Source organism: Rhizobium sp. BR 314, assembly GCF_047445805.1.
GTDB lineage: Bacteria > Pseudomonadota > Alphaproteobacteria > Rhizobiales > Rhizobiaceae > Rhizobium > Rhizobium lusitanum_B.
In genome coordinates this window covers 35,959-54,657 of sequence record NZ_JARWLA010000027.1, presented here as the reverse complement: position 1 = coordinate 54,657, position 18,699 = coordinate 35,959, and the positions used below count along the sequence as shown (strand labels likewise).

Annotated in this window: 16 protein-coding genes; 6 read left to right on the top strand and 10 right to left on the bottom strand. The window is 55.6% G+C overall.

Annotation, left to right across the window (positions count from 1 at the left end):
* Positions 1 to 18: 18 nt before the first annotated feature.
* From QD461_RS26250 to dhaL, 3 genes are read left to right on the top strand one after another with little or no spacing between them, the layout of a single operon-like run.
* Complete coding sequence (locus tag QD461_RS26250; RefSeq protein WP_414090275.1) at positions 19 to 1,518, top strand: sugar ABC transporter ATP-binding protein; 1,500 nt, start codon at positions 19 to 21, stop codon at positions 1,516 to 1,518.
* Positions 1,508 to 2,473, top strand: a complete 966-nt coding sequence (locus tag QD461_RS26245) for an ABC transporter permease (protein WP_414090274.1) — start codon at positions 1,508 to 1,510, stop codon at positions 2,471 to 2,473. Before QD461_RS26250 ends, QD461_RS26245 begins: the two co-directional genes overlap by 11 nt.
* Before the next feature lie 35 nt (positions 2,474 to 2,508).
* Positions 2,509 to 4,272, top strand: a complete 1,764-nt coding sequence (gene dhaL, locus QD461_RS26240) for a dihydroxyacetone kinase subunit DhaL (protein ID WP_414090273.1) — start codon at positions 2,509 to 2,511, stop codon at positions 4,270 to 4,272.
* A gap of 27 nt (positions 4,273 to 4,299) precedes the next feature.
* Here the strand turns inward: dhaL and QD461_RS26235 are convergent, their stop codons facing one another.
* From QD461_RS26235 to QD461_RS26220, 4 genes are all read right to left on the bottom strand, one after another.
* On the bottom strand, positions 4,300 to 5,256 hold the full coding sequence (locus QD461_RS26235; protein WP_414090272.1) for a sugar-binding transcriptional regulator: 957 nt from the start codon (positions 5,254 to 5,256) through the stop codon (positions 4,300 to 4,302).
* A gap of 487 nt (positions 5,257 to 5,743) precedes the next feature.
* Positions 5,744 to 6,706, bottom strand: a complete 963-nt coding sequence (locus tag QD461_RS26230; RefSeq protein ID WP_414090304.1) for an ornithine cyclodeaminase family protein — start codon at positions 6,704 to 6,706, stop codon at positions 5,744 to 5,746.
* 118 nt (positions 6,707 to 6,824) lie between these two features.
* Positions 6,825 to 7,877 carry a threonine aldolase family protein gene (locus QD461_RS26225; protein ID WP_414090271.1) on the bottom strand — a complete coding sequence of 351 codons (1,053 nt, stop codon included), beginning with the start codon at positions 7,875 to 7,877 and terminating at the stop codon, positions 6,825 to 6,827.
* A 270-nt stretch (positions 7,878 to 8,147) separates the two neighbouring features.
* The gene (locus QD461_RS26220) at positions 8,148 to 9,068 is read right to left on the bottom strand and encodes a LysR family transcriptional regulator (protein ID WP_414090270.1); all 921 of its coding nucleotides are present in this window, start codon (positions 9,066 to 9,068) and stop codon (positions 8,148 to 8,150) included.
* 178 nt (positions 9,069 to 9,246) lie between these two features.
* Between QD461_RS26220 and QD461_RS26215 the strand changes: the two genes are divergently transcribed.
* A complete protein-coding gene (locus tag QD461_RS26215) occupies positions 9,247 to 10,971 on the top strand; it encodes an aconitase X (RefSeq protein ID WP_414090269.1) in 1,725 nt (574 codons plus the stop codon).
* 518 nt (positions 10,972 to 11,489) lie between these two features.
* Here QD461_RS26215 and QD461_RS26210 read toward each other — a convergent pair.
* The 6 genes from QD461_RS26210 to QD461_RS26185 form a co-directional block, all read right to left on the bottom strand.
* The gene (locus QD461_RS26210) at positions 11,490 to 11,855 is read right to left on the bottom strand and encodes a nuclear transport factor 2 family protein (protein WP_414090268.1); all 366 of its coding nucleotides are present in this window, start codon (positions 11,853 to 11,855) and stop codon (positions 11,490 to 11,492) included.
* Positions 11,852 to 12,892 (bottom strand): Glu/Leu/Phe/Val dehydrogenase dimerization domain-containing protein, encoded by a 1,041-nt coding sequence (locus QD461_RS26205; RefSeq protein WP_414090267.1) that lies wholly within the window; start codon positions 12,890 to 12,892, stop codon positions 11,852 to 11,854. The genes QD461_RS26210 and QD461_RS26205 overlap by 4 nt, the downstream gene beginning before the upstream one ends.
* A 118-nt stretch (positions 12,893 to 13,010) precedes the next feature.
* Positions 13,011 to 13,742, bottom strand: coding sequence for an amino acid ABC transporter ATP-binding protein (locus tag QD461_RS26200; protein ID WP_414090266.1), 732 nt, complete (start codon positions 13,740 to 13,742; stop codon positions 13,011 to 13,013).
* Positions 13,720 to 14,379, bottom strand: coding sequence for an amino acid ABC transporter permease (locus tag QD461_RS26195; protein WP_414090265.1), 660 nt, complete (start codon positions 14,377 to 14,379; stop codon positions 13,720 to 13,722). Before QD461_RS26195 ends, QD461_RS26200 begins: the two co-directional genes overlap by 23 nt.
* Positions 14,376 to 15,041 carry an amino acid ABC transporter permease gene (locus QD461_RS26190; RefSeq protein ID WP_414090264.1) on the bottom strand — a complete coding sequence of 222 codons (666 nt, stop codon included), beginning with the start codon at positions 15,039 to 15,041 and terminating at the stop codon, positions 14,376 to 14,378. Before QD461_RS26190 ends, QD461_RS26195 begins: the two co-directional genes overlap by 4 nt.
* 41 nt (positions 15,042 to 15,082) lie before the next feature.
* A complete protein-coding gene (locus tag QD461_RS26185) occupies positions 15,083 to 15,988 on the bottom strand; it encodes a transporter substrate-binding domain-containing protein (protein ID WP_414090263.1) in 906 nt (301 codons plus the stop codon).
* A gap of 423 nt (positions 15,989 to 16,411) precedes the next feature.
* On the opposite strand from QD461_RS26185, the gene QD461_RS26180 reads away from it, so the two are divergent.
* Together QD461_RS26180 and proC are read left to right on the top strand one after the other, a co-directional pair.
* Positions 16,412 to 17,656 (top strand): M20 metallopeptidase family protein, encoded by a 1,245-nt coding sequence (locus QD461_RS26180; RefSeq protein ID WP_414090262.1) that lies wholly within the window; start codon positions 16,412 to 16,414, stop codon positions 17,654 to 17,656.
* Position 17,657: 1 nt separating this feature from the next.
* The gene (proC, locus tag QD461_RS26175; RefSeq protein WP_414090261.1) at positions 17,658 to 18,476 is read left to right on the top strand and encodes a pyrroline-5-carboxylate reductase; all 819 of its coding nucleotides are present in this window, start codon (positions 17,658 to 17,660) and stop codon (positions 18,474 to 18,476) included.
* Positions 18,477 to 18,699: the final 223 nt, after the last annotated feature.

Sequence of the window (18,699 nt, the reverse complement as noted above, 5' to 3'; positions counted from 1 at the left end):
TCCGTTGGCTGGTGGCATATGGCATATCTGGAAATAAAAGGCCTCGGCCGGGACTTCCCGGGAGTGGTTGCGCTCAACAACGTCGATCTGACAATCGAGCTTGGGCGAACGCATATTCTTGCTGGAGAGAATGGTGCCGGTAAATCCACCCTTGTAAAAATTCTGACAGGAACTGATAGGCCATCCCGTGGCCAGGTGATGATCGATGGACATGATCCTGCCGTCGATCCTGCTATATTCCGCAGTGTAGCCTACGTTCCGCAGGAATTGACGCTGTTTCCGAAGATGACTGTGGCGGAAAATTTGTTCATGCCATTCGACCGCACAGGTCACGGCGGCGCGCTGTTTAATCGGCGAGTGCTCATGGAAGAAGCGCAGGCCTACCTTGACCGCTTCGGTATCGAGGCTCGACCTAGTGAACTCGTTGCTCACATCTCGGTTTCGGATCAGCAGCTCCTGCAGATTGCACGCGCCTCCACCAACAGGGAAATGAAGGTCCTGATTTTGGATGAGCCCACCTCGGCGTTGACCGGCGTAGAGGTGGATCGCGTGTTCAAGGTCATCCGTGGATTTCTCGATCGGAACCATGCCGTAGTCTTCATCAGCCACAAGATGGATGAGGTCTTTGAAATTGGCGACGACTACACTGTGCTCAGGAACGGCGAGAAGGTCGATAGCGGCAGGGTATCGGATATTACCGAAGCCGACCTGATCCGCGCCATGTCGGGTCGGCACCTCGCGATGGACGACCACTTCCGCCCGGAAGCGCCTGCTGACGACATAATAATGAAAGTGGAAGGCCTTTCGGGCGCTCGCTTCCAGGACGTGAGTTTTGATTTGTGTCGCGGAGAAATCCTGGGTTTTGCCGGTCTTGTGGGCGCGGGACGCTCGGAAGTCATGCAATCAATATTCGGCTATCTCAAGACGTCTGGCGGGAAGGTAACTGTCGAGGGGATGGACTGGACGCTGAACGACACATGGCGCTCCGTGACTGGTGGTATGCTCTATCTTTCGGAAGAGCGTAAGCATCATGGAATTTTCCCCATGCTGTCCTTGCGAGAAAACATTGGAATTTCGCTTTTTAAAGAGACACTTGGAACGCTCGGGATAAACAAGAGCAAAGAACTCAATGCCGTGCAGAAGATAGTCGATGACCTTGGCATCCGCACCTCAGGAATGGGGAAGCGAATTTCGCATCTCTCAGGCGGTAATCAACAGAAAGCCATTATTGGGCGAGCCATGGCGACGCGTCCTCGCATTTTGATTTTCGACGAGCCGACCAAGGGTATCGACATCAGGGCCAAAGCCGAAATCTACAGAATTATGAAGGAATTGGCGCAGGATGGCGTCGGGGTCATTCTCGTCTCTTCGGAAATCAACGAACTGCGTCGTTGCGCCAGTCGTATCATCACAATGCACACCGGTCGCGTGACCGGTGAATTCAATACTGAGACAACCGACACTGAAGTGCTGGTCGGCGCGATTTTCGGAACGGAGGCGAGAGCCGATGCAATCTAGTTCTTTTTCCATCCTGCTGCGCAATCCGCTTGCAGGCGTCTTCGTCGTGCTGGCCGTAATATTCGCTTTGTCGTCGGTGATTTCTCCTTACTTCCTCACGCCATACAATATGTCGGTGGTGGCGCGCGGCCTTGCCTTCGTCGGGCTAATCACTATCGGGCAATCAATGCTGATGATCCTGGGAGAGTTAGACCTTTCGCTCGGTGTGATCGGAGGGCTCTGCGGTGTGGTGTCCGGGATATTCATGGTGAAGATGGGCATCAGCCCTGCGCTATCCATGGTGCTTGCAATTGCGTTCGGCGCTTGCCTTGGACTGCTGAACGGACTGCTAGTTACCCTTCTCAGGCTTCATTCTCTTGTTTTGACCATCGGAACGGCTGGCATTTTCGGCGGGGCCAATCTGGTGATGACCAGAGGCGTAGCGATCACCGGAATTCCCGTTGAAGTCCAGTTCCTGGGGCGCGGGACCTTTCTGATGGTGCCTGTGCCTTTCCTCATAATGCTCGTAGCGCTTGCCGTTGCTGCCTTTGTTCTTCTGAAGACACCGTTCGGTCGCTACATGTACGCAATTGGCAACAATCCTCCCGCGGCGCGAATGCTAGGTATAAAGGTCGACCGCATTCGCTTGATAGTTTTCGTGGTCGCGGGAGCGTTGTCAGCCCTCGCAGGCGTCCTGATGGTCGCCCGGCTCGGTACCGCGCAGCCCTCAATTGGCGATACCTGGGTGCTTGCTCCCATTGCAGCTGCGGTCATCGGTGGGGTGGCTACAACGGGTGGCATAGGTAGTCCGATCGGCGCGATCTTCGGAGCAGGAATCATCGCAATAATCGAGAACATCATCGTCCTTTTCGGCGTGTCCCCATATTGGCAAGGGATCGTCTCGGGCGCCATCGTCGTGCTCGCAATCTCCTTCGACGCCATATCACGCCGGTACCTTCGTCGCGAAGCGAACTGATATCTCAATCCGGATTGTATCCTGTGGAAAGAAACATGTCACAACAACTCAAGACAAAAAAACTGATTAACGCTCCGGAAAACATCATCGCTGAGATGATCGAAGGAATGGTAGGCGCTCATCCAGATCTGTTGAGGATTGAAGGTGATACAGGCCGAGCCATAGTCGCCGTTGATGGACCAAGAGACGGAAAAGTCGGCATCGTTGTCGGTGGCGGCTCAGGCCACGAGCCCGCCTTTGCCGGATATGTCGGCCGGGGCCTTGCCGATGCTGCCGCCATTGGAAACGTCTTTGCATCTCCTTCGCCTGCTCACATCGCCGATGCTGCGCGCGCTGCAGACGGCGGCGCCGGTGTGTTGCTACTCTATGGAAACTATACCGGCGATGTCCTCAACTTTACGATGGCGGCCGAAGAGCTGGCGGCCGATGGCATGGTGGTGAGGCACGCGGCGGTCGCTGATGACGTGGCGTCTGCTCCGATCGAGCGCCGGAACGAGAGGCGAGGCATAGCAGGCGACTTCTTCGTCTTTAAAATTGCGGGCGCTGCCGCAGATCTGGGGGAGCCTCTCGCAAGGGTGGAGGCGTTGGCTCAGGCTGCCAACGAGGCAACGCGTTCCATGGGGGTGGCGTTGGGCGCATGTTCATTGCCGCAGACCGGTCGGCCGAATTTTATGATCGGCGACGAAGACATGGAAATCGGCATGGGTCTCCACGGCGAACCGGGTATCCGTCGACAAAAGCTCGCTCCAGCCGATGAGGTCACCGACGAGCTGATGGACACGCTCGTTGAGGAGCTAGCCCTGTCCAACGGTAGTCGGGTGGCGGTGCTGGTGAATGGCCTCGGTTCTACGACGTACATTGAGCTATATCTGATGTTTCGCCGCGTTAAGCAGCGGCTCGACGTGTTGGGGGTTGTCATCCACGCGTCATGGGTCGGGGAATACGCCACATCGCTTGAGATGGCGGGAGCATCAATCACTCTGATGAAGTTGGATTCGACGCTTCAATCTCTGCTCGATCACCCTTGCAAAAGCCTTGCTTTGACAATTGGTACGGTTCACGACGGACGAGTGGCAGACTTCCGCAGCCGCAGAGTGGAAAAAGGGGCAGACCCTTTACAGACCTCCGAAGGCAGCCCGGACTTGATCACGGAGGGTGATATTACGCCGCAGATCTTCCGGGCTATGATGAAGAGCGTCGGCGAGGAAATTATAGCTGAGAAGGATTGGCTATCGGATCTCGATGGGATCATCGGAGACGGCGATCATGGTGTCACCATGGAAATTGGCTGGCGAGCTGTTCAAAGTGCAATGGCTGACGCCCCCGAAGGCGAGACAGTTGATGGAACATGCAAGCGCATGGCTAAAGCGTTTCTGGATGCCGTTGGAGCTTCTTCCGGACCTTTATACGCAACGGCATTCCTGCGTGCGGGGAGCGCGGTGGGCAATCGGCTAAATCTCGATAGCAGAGCGGTGGCCGAATGGATTGGCGCAGCCTGCCAGGGAATTCGCGACCGTGGTAGGGCGGAGCCTGGTGACAAGACTATGGTGGATGCTTGGGTACCCGCCGCGGATGCCGCACTGGCCGAGGCTGTCAAGGGCTCGTCCACTCTTGAAACCCTGAGGGCCGCTCGCAACGCCGCGGAAGTCGGAATGAAGGCGACTGCCGCTATGGAATCCAAGCGTGGCCGCTCCGCAAAGCTGGGCGCCCGCTCGGTTGGGCATGTGGATCCTGGTGCGGCATCTACCTACGTCGTGTTGCGTGCCATGAGCAAGGCATTGGAGGCTCAGCTTCGCTGAGGCGCCTGACCTGGCAGGGGCCGTTAGCTAGCGCGGTCCCTGTAGGAGCGCTATCGCAACGGATTGGTTTGTCACCAGCCTGTTTACATAGCCGCCGCGTAAAACGGCCCTGATGATCGGTATCTTGCTTCTTCCGCCCGAAACGAGAACAGAAGCAGGTTTAAGCTTCAATTTGTCCGGGGGTAAAGCCATCAGTGAGTCATTGAGAAAATGCTCGATCGGACGACCGTGCGCATCCAAAAAACAGCCGAGGAATTCGCCGACCGCACCCAATTTCAAAACTGCATCCAGGTGATCCTTTACGACGCGAATATTCGTAAGTGATGTATCTTCTGCTATGGACCCACAAGACACCAAGCCGATGTCGGCAATTTCCGTTCGTGCGAGTACGTCGGTCAATTCATCATTCAGCAAGAGCGCATTGCGGCTTTCGGGGTTTGCGCAGTAGATCGGAGCCGCCAGATAGTGACACTCGACTCCGAGCGCGCGTGCAAAAGCGGTTGCTACTTCAAACGTGTTGGTGCCGGAACCTCTTGTTACTCCGCCCATGAGGCCAACGACCCAGCTCTCGGGCTTGGGTTTCGCTCGTAACGTGCGCACTGCGAAACTCAACGTCCTACCCGATCCCACGCCTATACCCATGTCGTGCTCGTGAATAAGGGTGCTCGCCATCGAGCCGGCAGCCTCACCTATGACCCTTTTCTGCTCGACGAAATCTCCAAGGTCGGGAACAACGATGGCTTCGGCCAAACCATATCGGGCCGATATCGCTTGGGCCAAGTCTACACAGTCGCTAAGTGGCAACGTCACACTGACTTTGACGCTTCCAGAGTCACGAACCGAACCAATGATCTTATTGACCTTCAGTCGTGTGATATTCAATTGCTGCGCAATTTCCTGCTGTGTTTGGCCGCCAATGAAATAAAGCCACGCTACTCGCGCTCGCTCCAACTCTTCATCGAATGGCTCCCACAACTCGGCCATGCTCGTCCCTTTTCAAACTTCGATCGATTAGCAGATTTCTATCAGTTGGGAATAGCCGAGGTTTCAGCCGCGATCTAGTTCAATCAATTGTGTTTTTCAAGTAGCAGATTCAACAACACGGGATTGATCGTGTAATCCAATCATTGTGGCTGGAATTTGGGGGCGGGCCACCTACGCTGAGCGGTTCCAGACTGCGAACATTGTATTTGCCCGCTATCCTCTTCGCCATCCGCGAGACCCGCGCAAATTGTAGTCGCGGGTATCCTTACCGAATTCTCGGTCGGAACTGGCACAACAGCGCGGTTGGTTCTACGGAGAGCTCATGGAATCAACAAGGCGGCGATGGAGGCCCTGCGCGTCGGTCCTTGCCGGCGCACCATACTTGGTCAGAACATCGACGATCTCGGCATCGCTGCCATTCCCGCGTTACATTCGAAAAGGGAATCCGCCCAACTAAAAGGGCGCCATCGACGGTATCCTCGCTTCATCAAGTGATGCGCTGATAAACCATTTGAGCGGTTACAAGGTCAGCCAGAGCACTTCCGACGGATTTGAAATATGTAATCTCATCCGAGGACGTCCTTCCAATCACTTGGCCTTTGACAAGGTCTGTCAGAGTTCCCAGGATATGCGTCTCCGAGATGAGCCCGGATTGAAGTGGCTGAACAATGTCGCCTGCTTCGTGAAGCGCTTCCAGAGTGTCGACAAAAGCGCTCGCGAAAAGCAGTGTCGCGTCATCAGCCTCGCGCATAGTCGGCGTGAAGCCGCCGATAAGATCGACGTGGGTTCCCTTCCGGATCCAGGCTCCCTTAATAAGAGGTATTGTCGAAAGCGTTGCGGCGCTGATGATATCAGCGGTCGCTGCCGCTTGATCGAGATCCATCGCGACCTGAGATGCGAACCCCCGCTCGTTCAGTGAATGAGCGAGGCGACCTGCAGCCGCAGGATCGATATCCCATACCATTACCTTCTGGATGGGTCTGATGGCTCGGTAGGCATCAGGTAGCTGGCTTGCAACCCGGCCTGTGCCGATCACCAGAAGAGACTGGGCATCGTCACGGGCGAGAATCTGCGCCGCTAACGCGGATGTCGCTACGGTTCGCCGCGCAGTGATGACATTGCCGTCCATCAGGGCCAATTGCTGCCCAGTCGCCGCGTCGTAGAGCACGTATGTGGATGTGAGGCCGGGCAATCCACGAGCTGTGTTCCCAGGTACCACCGTCACGAGTTTGATCCCAAGGAACTGATCATGATCCTCGCTGTTAGACCAAGCAGGCATTAGAAGAAGGGTTGCGTCAGGCTCGTGGTTCTTCTGTATCTTATGATGGTGCCGGACGGGCGCGACGCAGCCTGTCTTAAAGCCGCCTCTAAGCACATCGATCAATGCTCGATAGGGCAGACAGGCTGCGGTGGTTTCAGCATCGACAATCGTAAGTTTCGTGTCCGCCATGAGCTTCTCCCTTTTCTTTTTAATCAACCGCAAACATTTTGAGAGCCGCGCCACGTGAACGATCAGCGCTCTCGGTTCACATCCCCCCTTCGCTGGTGGGCTGAGATCTTGTCAGCGCTCAGTCATTTAGGACTTCGCGCATGGCTGCCAGCGCAGCAATAATGTCTGCACGCGTGACCCCGATATGCGTTACAGCGCGCATTGCAGTTGGGCCGAAGAGGCCGCCGCCGCCCACTCCAACGCCTTTTTTCTTCAGAGCAGCGGTGATCTCGGCGGGAGAGCGCCCGGTCGCGGCGACGTCGAAAAAGACGATGTTCGTTTCGATGTTTGACGTCGCGAGCTTGATGCCAGGCAGCTCAGAAAGCCCTCGCGCCAATATTGACGCATTCTCATGATCCTCCGCGAGGCGCTCGACGTGATGATCGAGTGCATAAATGCCGGCGGCGGCGAGAAATCCGGATTGCCGCATGGCTCCGCCCCAACGCTGTTTCAGGCGCCAAGCCTGTTGAATGAAATCGCGCGACCCAGCCAGCACGCCGCCGACAGGAGCTCCCAGACCTTTGCTAAGATCGATCCAGGCAGTATCGAAGGGACCTGCATAGTCCTTCGCGGAGATACCTGAAGCGACGACCGCATTCAGCAGCCGGGCGCCGTCCATGTGAAGGATGAGGCCATTCGATCGTGCAACCGAAACAACCTCGTTTATCGTCGCCTGTGGCCAAATCGTTCCCCCTCCGAAGTTGGAGGTCTGTTCGACGACAACCAGCCGCGATTGCTGTAGATACCGGCTCTCAGGCCGGATCGCATCCTTTAGCATCGTGCCGTCAAAGATCCCGTTTCGACCCCTGATGCCACGAACCATAACGCCGGACAGCGCGGCGGGACCACCGGTCTCCGAAACAAGAACATGTGCGGTTTCGTGAGCTATGATTTCGTCGCCTGGACGGCAGTGAACCGCCAAAGCGATCTCATTGCACATCGTGCCGGAGGGAAGGAAAACGGCGGCCTCTTTGCCCAGCATTTCGGCGACACGTGCACACAAGTCGATGACGTTGTTGTCTTCGTCCTTCTGTTCGTCGCCTACTTCAACGGACATCATGTACTCTCTCATGCCTTTGGTCGGTTTTGATTTTGTATCGCTGTAAAGATCAATGAATGCCGATACGGACATAAGAGGCCTCTCCTTGGCGCCTTCCCGTGATCATTCTGCATCGGGGAAGCAACGGTGACGTTCATGGCGCTCTCTTGAGATCTTACGTTCGCGATTCCTCGAACCCCGAATTGCATAGGGGTCGGAAGCTGACACGGGATCTGTAACGTCCGTCAGTGGTTAGCGAAATATTCTTCTGCAATAGAGCGTCTTCGGGAGCCAACGCTAAATAGAATGCTGCTCGCGATCCAATTAAAAATTACTGCCACTCTATACGAAACTGATATAGGCTCAGGTGCTTAATAGCACCTCGCTGCGTGCAAGATAGTCATCCCGAACAGATTTGAGTTGGGCGACAAACAAATCGATTATCGGTGAGGTTGGTCGATGCTTGGCTCGCAGGAGGGTTGAGAGAAATGGTTCCCCATGGGAAAACCGCCGCATGACCAACCCTGAATTCACATAGTCCAGTGCGGTTAGGGGATTTACGATCGCGACGCCGCAACCACGCACGGCCATCGCGCAGGCCGCCGCGGTGTTTGAGGTCTCCACAACCAGACGCCTGCGAACATCGGCATTGTCGAACACGCGATCCAACCTCTTGCGATAAGGGTCGGCGTTTCCCATAAATATCGAACTTACGCCTTCCAGGTCTTCAGGCTTGATGAGAGCATGCTTGGCCAGGGGGTGATCTGAGGTCATCACGCAGACCTCGCGAGGAGAGCAAAATGTCTCGTAGTCCGCGCCCAACGAGCTTATGTCGTACGCGGCAATTCCGAGATCAAACTTCTGGTCATTGAGGAGCTCGTCAATCCTCCAAGAAAGCTGGGTGTCGATCGTCAGGCTGACATCACCATGCTTTTTCACAAAGGCTGCTGCGACGTCGGCAATAAACCCCTGCGAGAATGCCGGCGCGCACACAATACTGATATTGCCGTTCTGGAAATCCTTGAGGCTCGCGGCCGCTCGGCGCAGATGGTCGAGACCTTTGAATACCTTGTTGACTTCCTCCGAGAGCGCAAATGCATAAGCTGTAGGGACGAGCCTGCCTCGCTTTCGGTCGAATAGTTTCGCGCCGACGGATGACTCCAACTGTTTGATCGATCGGCTGACCGCCGGTTGGGAGGTATAGAGTATCTCGGCCGCTTCGGTGACGGTTCCAGCTGCCATCACGGCCTTGAAGCATTCGACCATTCTCAGATTTAGATCCATGGTTCGGGGGCATCCATATCAATTGTGTATAGCTAGTGGCGGAGTTTGTATTTGCGGCGATCAAGCTCCGGCTGTCAATTGTTCTGAATGCGCGACAAGGTCATCGCGGTTCGATACCTCCATAGATTGGTCAACCGCTGGCCGCCCTATTTACGTCGCCTCGTAAGCACTCTCTGATATGGCAGGCAGAAAAATGAACACCGCTCCTCGCAATGATCCGGCAATCGCAGTCGTCTCTGGAACGGCCGCCGGCGCAGTCGTTGTCATGAACGAAGCCTTGAGCTTTTGGGGAGGTGTAGACCCTCAGACGGGGAAAGTTATCGACGTCCATCATTCTTCGCACGGCACCGCTATTGGCGGAGCGGTTCTGTTGATGCCGGGCAGCCGCGGATCCTGCTCGGGTTCAGGCGTCCTCCTGGAGCTAGCACTTTCTGGTAAGGGGCCAGCCGCTCTGGTTTTTCCTGGCCCTGAGGATACCCTGACACTGGGAGCAATCGTAGCCCAGGAGTTATTCGGCTGTAACATGCCGGTCATCCGACTAGCGCGAGCGGCCTTCGAATTGCTGGCGTCTGCGAAAGAGGCCGCGATCACAACGAAAAGCATAACGGCAGACGGTGGTCGTATTCAGATGCCACTGATCCAACTGTCGAACGAGGCATTAATCCTCACGCCGAATGACCTTCGATTGCTGGGTGACGAGGAGGGGGTCGCCGCGAAAGTCGCCATGCGCATCATCTGCAGCATGGCCAATCAGCAAGGCGCGAAGACGCTTGTGGACGTAACGCGTGCCCATATCGATGGCTGCATCTATGCCGGAAGGGCAAATCTTCTTTTTGCGAAAAGAATGGAGGATCTCGGTGCATCTGTTCGTGTGCCAACAACGATGAACGCGATTTCCGTCGACTACGCCAACTGGCGCCGGCAAGGTGTGCCGCCCGGCTTCGGCGAGGCTGCGGAGGAGCTGGCGAGAACCTATGTTCAGATGGGTTGCCGGGCTTCGTTTACATGTGCTCCTTATTCTCTTCCGGAGCCGCCAAAACTCGGTGAATTGATTGGATGGTCGGAATCGAACGCCGTTATTTTCGCGAATTCCATACTTGGCGCGCGCACAGCAAAGCATCCAGACTTTCTAGATTTCTGCATTGCCGTTACGGGTCGCGCGCCCCTCGCTGGGGCCTTCCTTGATGAAGGTCGCCTTGCGCGCAGAGTGGTCGCCGTGGATCTTCCAGACAATTCGGACGCGTCTGCATGGCCGCTGATCGGATATCTTGCCGGCCTCGCTTCACCCGATCGCGTACCGTTGATCCGCGGCTTGGCAAAGACGCGGCCAACCTTGGATGATCTTAAAGCGCTGTGCGCAGCGTTCGGAACCACGTCTGCGGCAGCTGTTCTCCATATCGAAGGCATCACCCCGGAAGCCGGGAGCGTAGACCCCTTTGCGGATGAAGTCCTAATCACACGCGAGAGTCTGGAAGAGGGGTGGCGGATGTTAAACGACGGAGCGTCAGACATTGATCTTGTTGCTATTGGCAGCCCTCATGCGTCGCTTCATGAATGCAGGGCGGTTGCCGATCTCCTAGGCGAGCGCAAAGTAGCCAAAGGCGTAGCAGTCATCATTACCGCTGGGCGTGAGGCAATTGCTGACGCAGAGGCCGACGGAACGCTGGACAAGCTACAAGCGAGCGGAGTGAATGTTCTTGGCGATCTATGCTGGTGCACAATCTCCCGTCCGGTGTTCCCTGAGCATGCAAAGGTGGTTCTTACAAACTCGGGCAAATATGCGCATTATGGGCCGGGCCTCTCGAGCTGTTCTGTGCGGTTGGGAACTCTTTTGGATTGCGTCGAGGCGGCTTTGACAGGCTCGGTTGAGGCTCGCCTACCGACGTGGCTTATGAGGGCATAAGGAGACGAGCCATCCAATTCAGCCGGACTCACTGGCTCTGCCTGACGACAAAGCTTACTGTGCACCGCGTGCGAAATCGATGATGCTAGTATTGTCTGTCCCTTTGGGCGTGCCGACATGGCTCAGAGCGGCTCGGTTGAATTCCTGCACGCTGCGGTAAGCCTTATCGAAAATGCGACCAGACGTTCAATCGTGCGCCGACGCCATGCCCGGCTAGTGGGCCAAGACAACGCCCGCCGGAATTGGATCCGCTCTGCCAACTGAATCTGAGGTTGCTCGATGAATGACGTTCGCGCCTAGGCCTGCCTGCGAGATCGGCGCAGCTGATTCGCAGACGGGTTTCTCGCTTAGGACGCGACATCCTCTTGACCTGGATGGGCCCGTGCGCAACGGATTAGCGTCTTACGATGAGCGGATCCCAAGCTCACGGACGTACTCGCGCGATCATCTGCAGGCGTAAGACATGAAGCTTGGAAACAAAACAATCATTGGGGCGAAAACCCCGCATACGCTGCTGATCATTCGCGCACGTACTCGTTCCCACGCGCCAAGTAAGTCTGCCGCCTGGTCACCAGTCCGCTTGTGTTGAATGTCCATACGTCAACGAAACCAACGTCGCGGCGGTCTCCCCGGTGACCAACTCCGTGGAACCGACCGACCGCCGTAACGACATTGCCGAGCGTCCCCATGATGATCCGCTCGATTTGATGCCGACCGCGGATCTTTCGCTGTTCACCAAAAAACAGCGCAATGGCATTGCCTCCGATGTACGTGGCGTCGGCGCGAGAGTATGCCGCCCTCGCATCAAAAAGTCTTGTGACCCAGTCTATATCGCAGGCATCAATGCGGCGATAATATTCTCGAACGAGCGCAACACAATTCATCGTCCAGCTCCAAGAGCACTAAATCTCTCTTCAGCGATCCGATCGGCAACCTCTCCGTTGGGAAGCCGCAAAGTCTTTGCCCTTTCCATGATCTCCCCAAAGGTCTCTGCCAAGCGATCTATGTGCTTTCCGAGCGCGACCCGATCCCAGTTTGAGAGCTGATAGTGCAGGTTGATGATCCCGCCGGCATTCGCAAGGTAATCTGGGCAATAGAGAATTCCATAGTGTTTCAAGGCAAGGTCGTCGGCGCTCGTCTCCAACTGGTTGTTTGCTCCACCGACAACGGCTCTGGCCCTGATCTCGGGAATGGTGCGAGAATTAAGTCCACCCCCGAGCGCGTTAGGTGAGAAAATGTCGGCTTCAACGCGATGGATTTCACCGGGCTCAGCAATTTCGCAATGATACTCAGCCGCCACCTGCTCAGCACTTGAGCGATTGATATCGCTCAGGATGACACGTGCTCCGGCCTCATGGAGCCGACGGACAAGCCGTCGTCCGACGCTTCCGACTCCCTGGACCGCGACGGTAATACCCGAAAGACTATCAGTGCCAAGGCCGTTTGCGGCCGCAGCTTTCAGGCAGGCAAAAACGCCATCAGCGGTAGACTCTGAGGCATCGAACGCTTCCTCCGATATTCCAGCGGCAAACGAGGTGGCAGTGGCGATGGTCCGAACGTCATCCAGTGTTGTGCCCGAGTCGAATGAGGTAATGTAAAGTCCGGCTAGGCTCTCGACGAATTCCCCCATTGCCTGAAGCAGGGCCGGGCTTTTTTCGTGCTCCGGATCGGCGATTATGACCGCTTTGCCTCCACCGTATGGAATGTCGGCTATCGCCGTTTTATAGGTCATTCCGCGAGAAAGCCGCAAAACGTCCCGGAGTGCATCCTCACTGCTACCGTAGGGATAGATCCGGCAGCCGCCAATGGCGGGGCCGCGATTGTCATTGTGTACGGCGATAATGGCATTTAACTTGGATGCGCGATCATAGCGAGCGGTCACGAGCTTGTGCTGATCGAACGCCGGATGACTGATAAACATGAGGTTCCTCCTAGTTTGTTGCGCCGCCCTGGAAAGCCTGCAGGCCTGAGGGCTACGCCGTGTCTTGCAGCATCGGTTGTGAGATATTCGCAGGGAGCCCCGGCCGGGGATTGGCCCGCTAGTGCTTCATTGCACTCAGGAACTGCTTAAGTTCAGGCGTCTGCGGGGTCTCAAAGATCTCGCTTGAGGTACCAATCTCGTGAACGATACCGTTGCGCATATAGACAACGCGATCGCAAATCCTTCTTGCGAACTCCATTTCGTGAGTGACCATCATAAGGGTCATGCCTTCAGATGCTAGCGACCGAACAACCGCCAGAACCTCGCCCACGAGCTCAGGATCGAGCGCCGAGGTGATTTCATCACAAAGGAGCGCTTTCGGCGACATGGCGAGCGCGCGAGCAATGGCAACACGTTGTTGCTGGCCACCTGAGAGTTGATGCGGATATTTATCGAATTTCTCCGCGAGGCCGACACGCGCGAGATTCTGCTTTGCGACTTCGTGCGCTTCCACCTTTGGACGGCGAAGCACCACAATCTGAGCAAGAGCAACATTTTCCCCGGCGGTCAGGTGGGGAAACAGATTGAACTGCTGGAAGATCATCCCCACTTCCAGACGCAATGCGCGGAGCTGCTTTGGTTCCCGTGACAACTCCACGCCAGAGACCTTGATCGAGCCGGCGTTGATGGTCTCAAGGCCGTTGACACATCGCAGCAAAGTCGTTTTTCCTGAACCACTCTGGCCGATGATCGAAATGACCTCTCCCTTTTCGACATCCAGATCCACACCGCGGATGACCTTGAAGTCTCCAAAGCTCTTTTCGATGTTACGAAGTTCTATTAGCGACATTGAGCTTCCTCGCCAGGTGTGCTGCCGAAAGCGAAAGCGGCCAACACAATATGAAGTAGATGATTGCAACCAGCCCGTAGGTGAGAAGCGGTTTGTAGGTGGCGTTCGCCACGAATGATGCCGTGCGGGTGAGATCTATAAATCCGATGATCGACGTCAGTGCGGTGGCTTTGATCACCTGAACCGAAAAGCCCACTGTTGCTGGAATGGCAATGCGTATAGCCTGCGGGAAAATGACGTGGCGCAATTGTTGCAACCAGCTCATTCCCAGGCTGGCCGAAGCTTCCCATTGACCGCGGGCAACAGCTTCAACGCAGCCACGCCAGATGTCGCCAAGGAAGGCGCCCGTCCAAATGATAAGCGTCAATGTGGCCGCGACCCAGGCACTTACGTTGAAGCCTAAGGTGGCAACTCCGAAGAACATCAGAAATAGCTGGATGATCAAAGGAGTGCCCTGCACACAAACAATCACGCTCGCAACCACGTAATTTAGAAGCCTTGGAGCTGCCAGTCGCAGAACGAGGAGTAGTCCACCAAGGGTTCCACCGCCAATGAGGGCGATTGCGGATAGAACAATCGTCCACCGCGTTGCAATGATCAGCGTCCATAGGATTTCGAAGAACGAGAACGCAATCATTTCGCCGCCCCCGTACGGAGCACGTAGTGTCCCGCGATTAACAATAGACGCCGCAAGATGAAGGCCATCACGAGATATGTTCCAGCCATGAAGATGTAAGTTTCGAAGGCTCGAAAATTTCGCGACTGGATAAAACTGGCAACAAAAGTCAACTCCTGCACGGCGATCTGCGAGACCACGGATGTCTGGAACATGTCGAGCACAAACTGCGCGACCAATGCGGGCCAAACGCGCTGAATGGACGGGAATAGGATAACGTGGCGAAATGTTTGAAATCCGCTCAGGGCGAGGCTTGATGCAGCCTCAAATTGGCCCTTCGGGGTGGCTTCGATCCCGCCACGAAGGATCTCGCCCATATAAGCACCTGTATTTACGATGAGCGCGATGATCCCAGCGGTTTCGGCCGACAGCCTGAGCCCCAAGGCTGGCAAACCGAAGAAAATGAACAGAAGCTGCACAAGAAATGGAGTATTCCGGATCACTTCTACATAAGCGACGACGATCGTGCGTGGTGCGACGCCGCCATAAAGCCGTACCCACGCGACCATAACACCCAACAGAAAGCCAATACCTCCACCAATGGCGGTCAAGCGTATCGTGACAAGGATGCCGCTTACGATCGCGTCCTGGTACTGTGATATCCAAGAGAAATCTAATTGCATGAACTACGTGCCGCACCTTGGAGGGTGCGGCACCTCCCCGGCTAGTTGGCGATGTCGACCGCAGAGGCGTCCCCAAGATACTTCTTGGCGATCTCCGCAAGCGTGCCGTCTTTCGCGAGTGCCGCAATGGCCTGGTTGATGACGTTCTTCATCTCATCATCGCCTTTCGGTACGCCGACATAGGCCGGCTCGGTGGCCATCTTGATTTTCACGAATAGCTTGCGCGGCGACTTCTCGTTGAACGCGTGGGCGGTTGCCGTGCCGGTGGCGACCAATTCAACTTGGCCGGTCGCATAGGCCGAAAGCGTGGAAGCCGTGTCTTCGAAGCGCTGGATGTCCGCACCAGCCGGTGCGATCTTCGACACCTCCAGATCTTCCGTGCCACCGCGGCTTGCCCCGATCGTATGGCCTGCCAGATCGGCCGGCTTTGAAACGGCAGCGCTTTCTTCGCCAAAAACGCTGTTGTATTCGCCGATATATGGGTTGGAGTAGGTGACGACCTTTTCACGTTCAGCAGTCTTGCCGAGACAGGCAATAATGATGTCTACCTTACCGGTCTGCATGAACGGGATGCGATTTGCACCGGTTACAGGCACCAGTTCAAGGCCAACCCCGAGATGCTTGGCGATTTGGGTCGCGACCTCGATATCGATCCCGGTGGGCTTCATATCGGGGCCCATGGAGCCATAGGGCGGATAATCTTGCAACACAGCCACAACGAGCTTTTGCCTGGCCTTGATGTTCTCGAGTGTGCCAGCCGAGGCAAGACTTCCAGTCAGAGCCAACGCTGCAGTTCCAAGTCCTAGTGTTAGAAAAATACGCCTCAACATAGAAGCAACCTCCCGTCTTTCGAGTTCCCTCAGGTTTAAATTTAGTTTTACCTGCGGCTTCACTTGATAACAGCGGGACGTCGAGGGCAAATAAAAACCCAACGGCACGTCATGCATTTTTGATATAGGTTTCATAGAGCCGTCTGGCGGATGGATGTAATGATATGGCCCGCCGAACCAGATCAGCTTCCGGTAGCGCCCGCACGGTTGCTTCCAAATCGAACCTTGTAAATGCTCGGAAGGACGGCAGAGCACCCATAACATGGATTGGAGATGCGCCCGGAATGCGATGCCAATTCGTCAGCCGAGCATTTATTCGGTAAGGTATATCAAATCTGCATCATATCTGCTCGGCATTGAATTGGATTTTGTCCAACCCGTTTCATAAAAATAACCGCTCAGACAATGCGAAGTCTTCGATATTCACTTTGTAAGCGTGGGGCTGAACTTTGCGTTGGTGTGAGCGTAACGGCCCCGTACATACCATCGGCAACGTCTCGATGATCCTCGAAAACATACCAAACGAGCGGGCAGACTGAAATGAAGACGCGAGAAATGGATAAAATAAGCGGGAAGTCTCTTCGTTCCCTAGCCGGTTATAGCGATCATCTGTTTGAAGCGCAGTCGGTGATCTCACGAGCGGTCAATGTTCGGAAATGGCTGCATGCGCACCCCGAACTTAGCGGAAAAGAGGAGTGCACCGCCGGTCTTATCGCGCATCTGCTGCGGCAATGGGGCTACAAGGTGCACGAGAACATAGGGGGGTGGGGCGTCGTCGGCTGCCTTGACCACGCTTCGGATCTGCCGAGATTGGGTTTTCGGGCGGACATCGATGCTCTTCCGATCGATGAAGCATCCATGTGCACTCACAGGTCGGAGATACCAGGCGCTATGCACGCTTGCGGCCATGACGGGCACACCGCAATACTTCTTGGCTTTGCCGAGCTTGCCTCTCTAAATCGGCCGCACAGCAATCTGGTCCTTGTCTTCCAGCCCGCCGAAGAAAGCGGAACCGGCGCTCGCGATATGTTGGCAGATCAGTCTTTTGGGGATCTGCTTCTTGATGGCATGTTCGGCCTACATAACATGCCGGGAATGTCCGTTGGGTCCGTTTTTGCCCCAGATGGGGCGTTAATGGCCTCGTCTGACCGCTTCACTCTGGAAATCTCTGGATCACCGTCACACCCGGCACTACCGCACCAGGGAAGCGATGTGGTCCTATCCGCCTGTTCTATCGCAGATCTATTGCACCAAACCTTCCTAAGGCGGCGCCTCACATCGGAGCAGGCCGTTATCAGCATAACCGACTTCATTGCGGCGGGCGGCAACGTGACAATTCCATCGCGGGCCGAGCTTCGGGGTACTGCGCGCTGTATGAACGACGCGGCGCGGGCAGAAGCCTGGAATTGGATCATGAAGAAGTCGAAGCAAATTGCAGCAGTCCATGGCACAGAGGTGACCGCCGATGTCGTTGAAGGGTGCCCCGCGACGCACAACGACCGGATGTGTGCGGCAATTGCCAGGCAAGCGGCTTCCAAACTATCTGGCATCGTAGATTTAGTGACTGATCTTCAGCCCACGATGGGTGCAGACGACTTCGCATTTTTTGCCAAGCGTTGGCCCTCAGCTTATTTCTGGCTCGGAGCAGGGCAGAATTCCCCGCAGTTGCACGCACCCGACTTCGATTTTAACGATGATCTAGTTCCACTCGGTGTGGCGATGTTCGAGAGCATCGCCAACCTTTTCGCAAAGTCCGGCGCCCACCCAAATTCGAAAGGAAACTGATATGACCCTGGCATCCTCGCGACTGCTTTTCGTTGGCTGTGGCAATATGGGAGCAGCAATCATCAATGGAATCATCGCGCAGTATCCCGATGCGGAGATTGTCGGCGTGGATCCAACGGTGGATCGCGCCCGTTCACTTCTGAAGCGTCCCGATCGGGTCATGCTGTGTCAAAGTTTGGATGACGTTAAGGGAGAGCGGTTTGACATCGCGGTTCTGGCAATCAAACCGCAAATGTTTGCCCAGGCGGCTGATGAGATTGCGCATCTCACCGGGCAGGCCGTAACAATTTCCATTATGGCTGGTCTGAAGACCACGACGCTCCGGCAGAAACTCGAGAGCGATCGTGTCGTGCGAACGATGCCAAACCTTGCCGCTGAAATCGGTGACGCAATGACGGTTTGTTTTGCGGAACCGCGCTTCATTTCCGAAGAAGACCGAGTGCGGGTCACTGAGCTTCTGGAGTGCATTGGAAGCGTAGAATGGCTGTCCAACGAGGCTGATATTGACAAAGCAACAGCCATATCCGGTAGCGGGCCTGGTTTCGTCTTTGCGATTGCCGAAACTCTCATCGACGCAGCGGTTGCAGAAGGACTGGAACCAGAAGTGGCCGACAGGCTTGTCCGACAAATGCTTTTGGGCTCGGCGAAGCTTTTTGCAGCGACCCGCAAGTCTGCCACTGAACTGAAGGTGGCGGTTGCCAGTCCGAAAGGGACAACCGAAGCCGGCCTCTCCGTGCTTGAAAACGAAAAGGCTCTCGCAAGATTGATGTCGCAAACCGTCAAAGCTGCGCACACGCGAGCGCGTGAACTTGGCGACTGATTTCTGGCCTGCGTGCTGCTGTTGAAATCCGCTATGCGAGCAATCGGCCTCCCGATCTGCTCGTAAGGGTGCGGTCCGGTCTGATGATCAGCGCTCATTCGCGAAGTAGCTGAATCTCATATTAAGTCTAACCCAATTATCATCTTGCAATGTTCCGCAGGATCGAAGGATCTCGTGACCCTGTGTTTGTCTGGGTGGTCTATAGATTCCAGAAGGTCAGGCT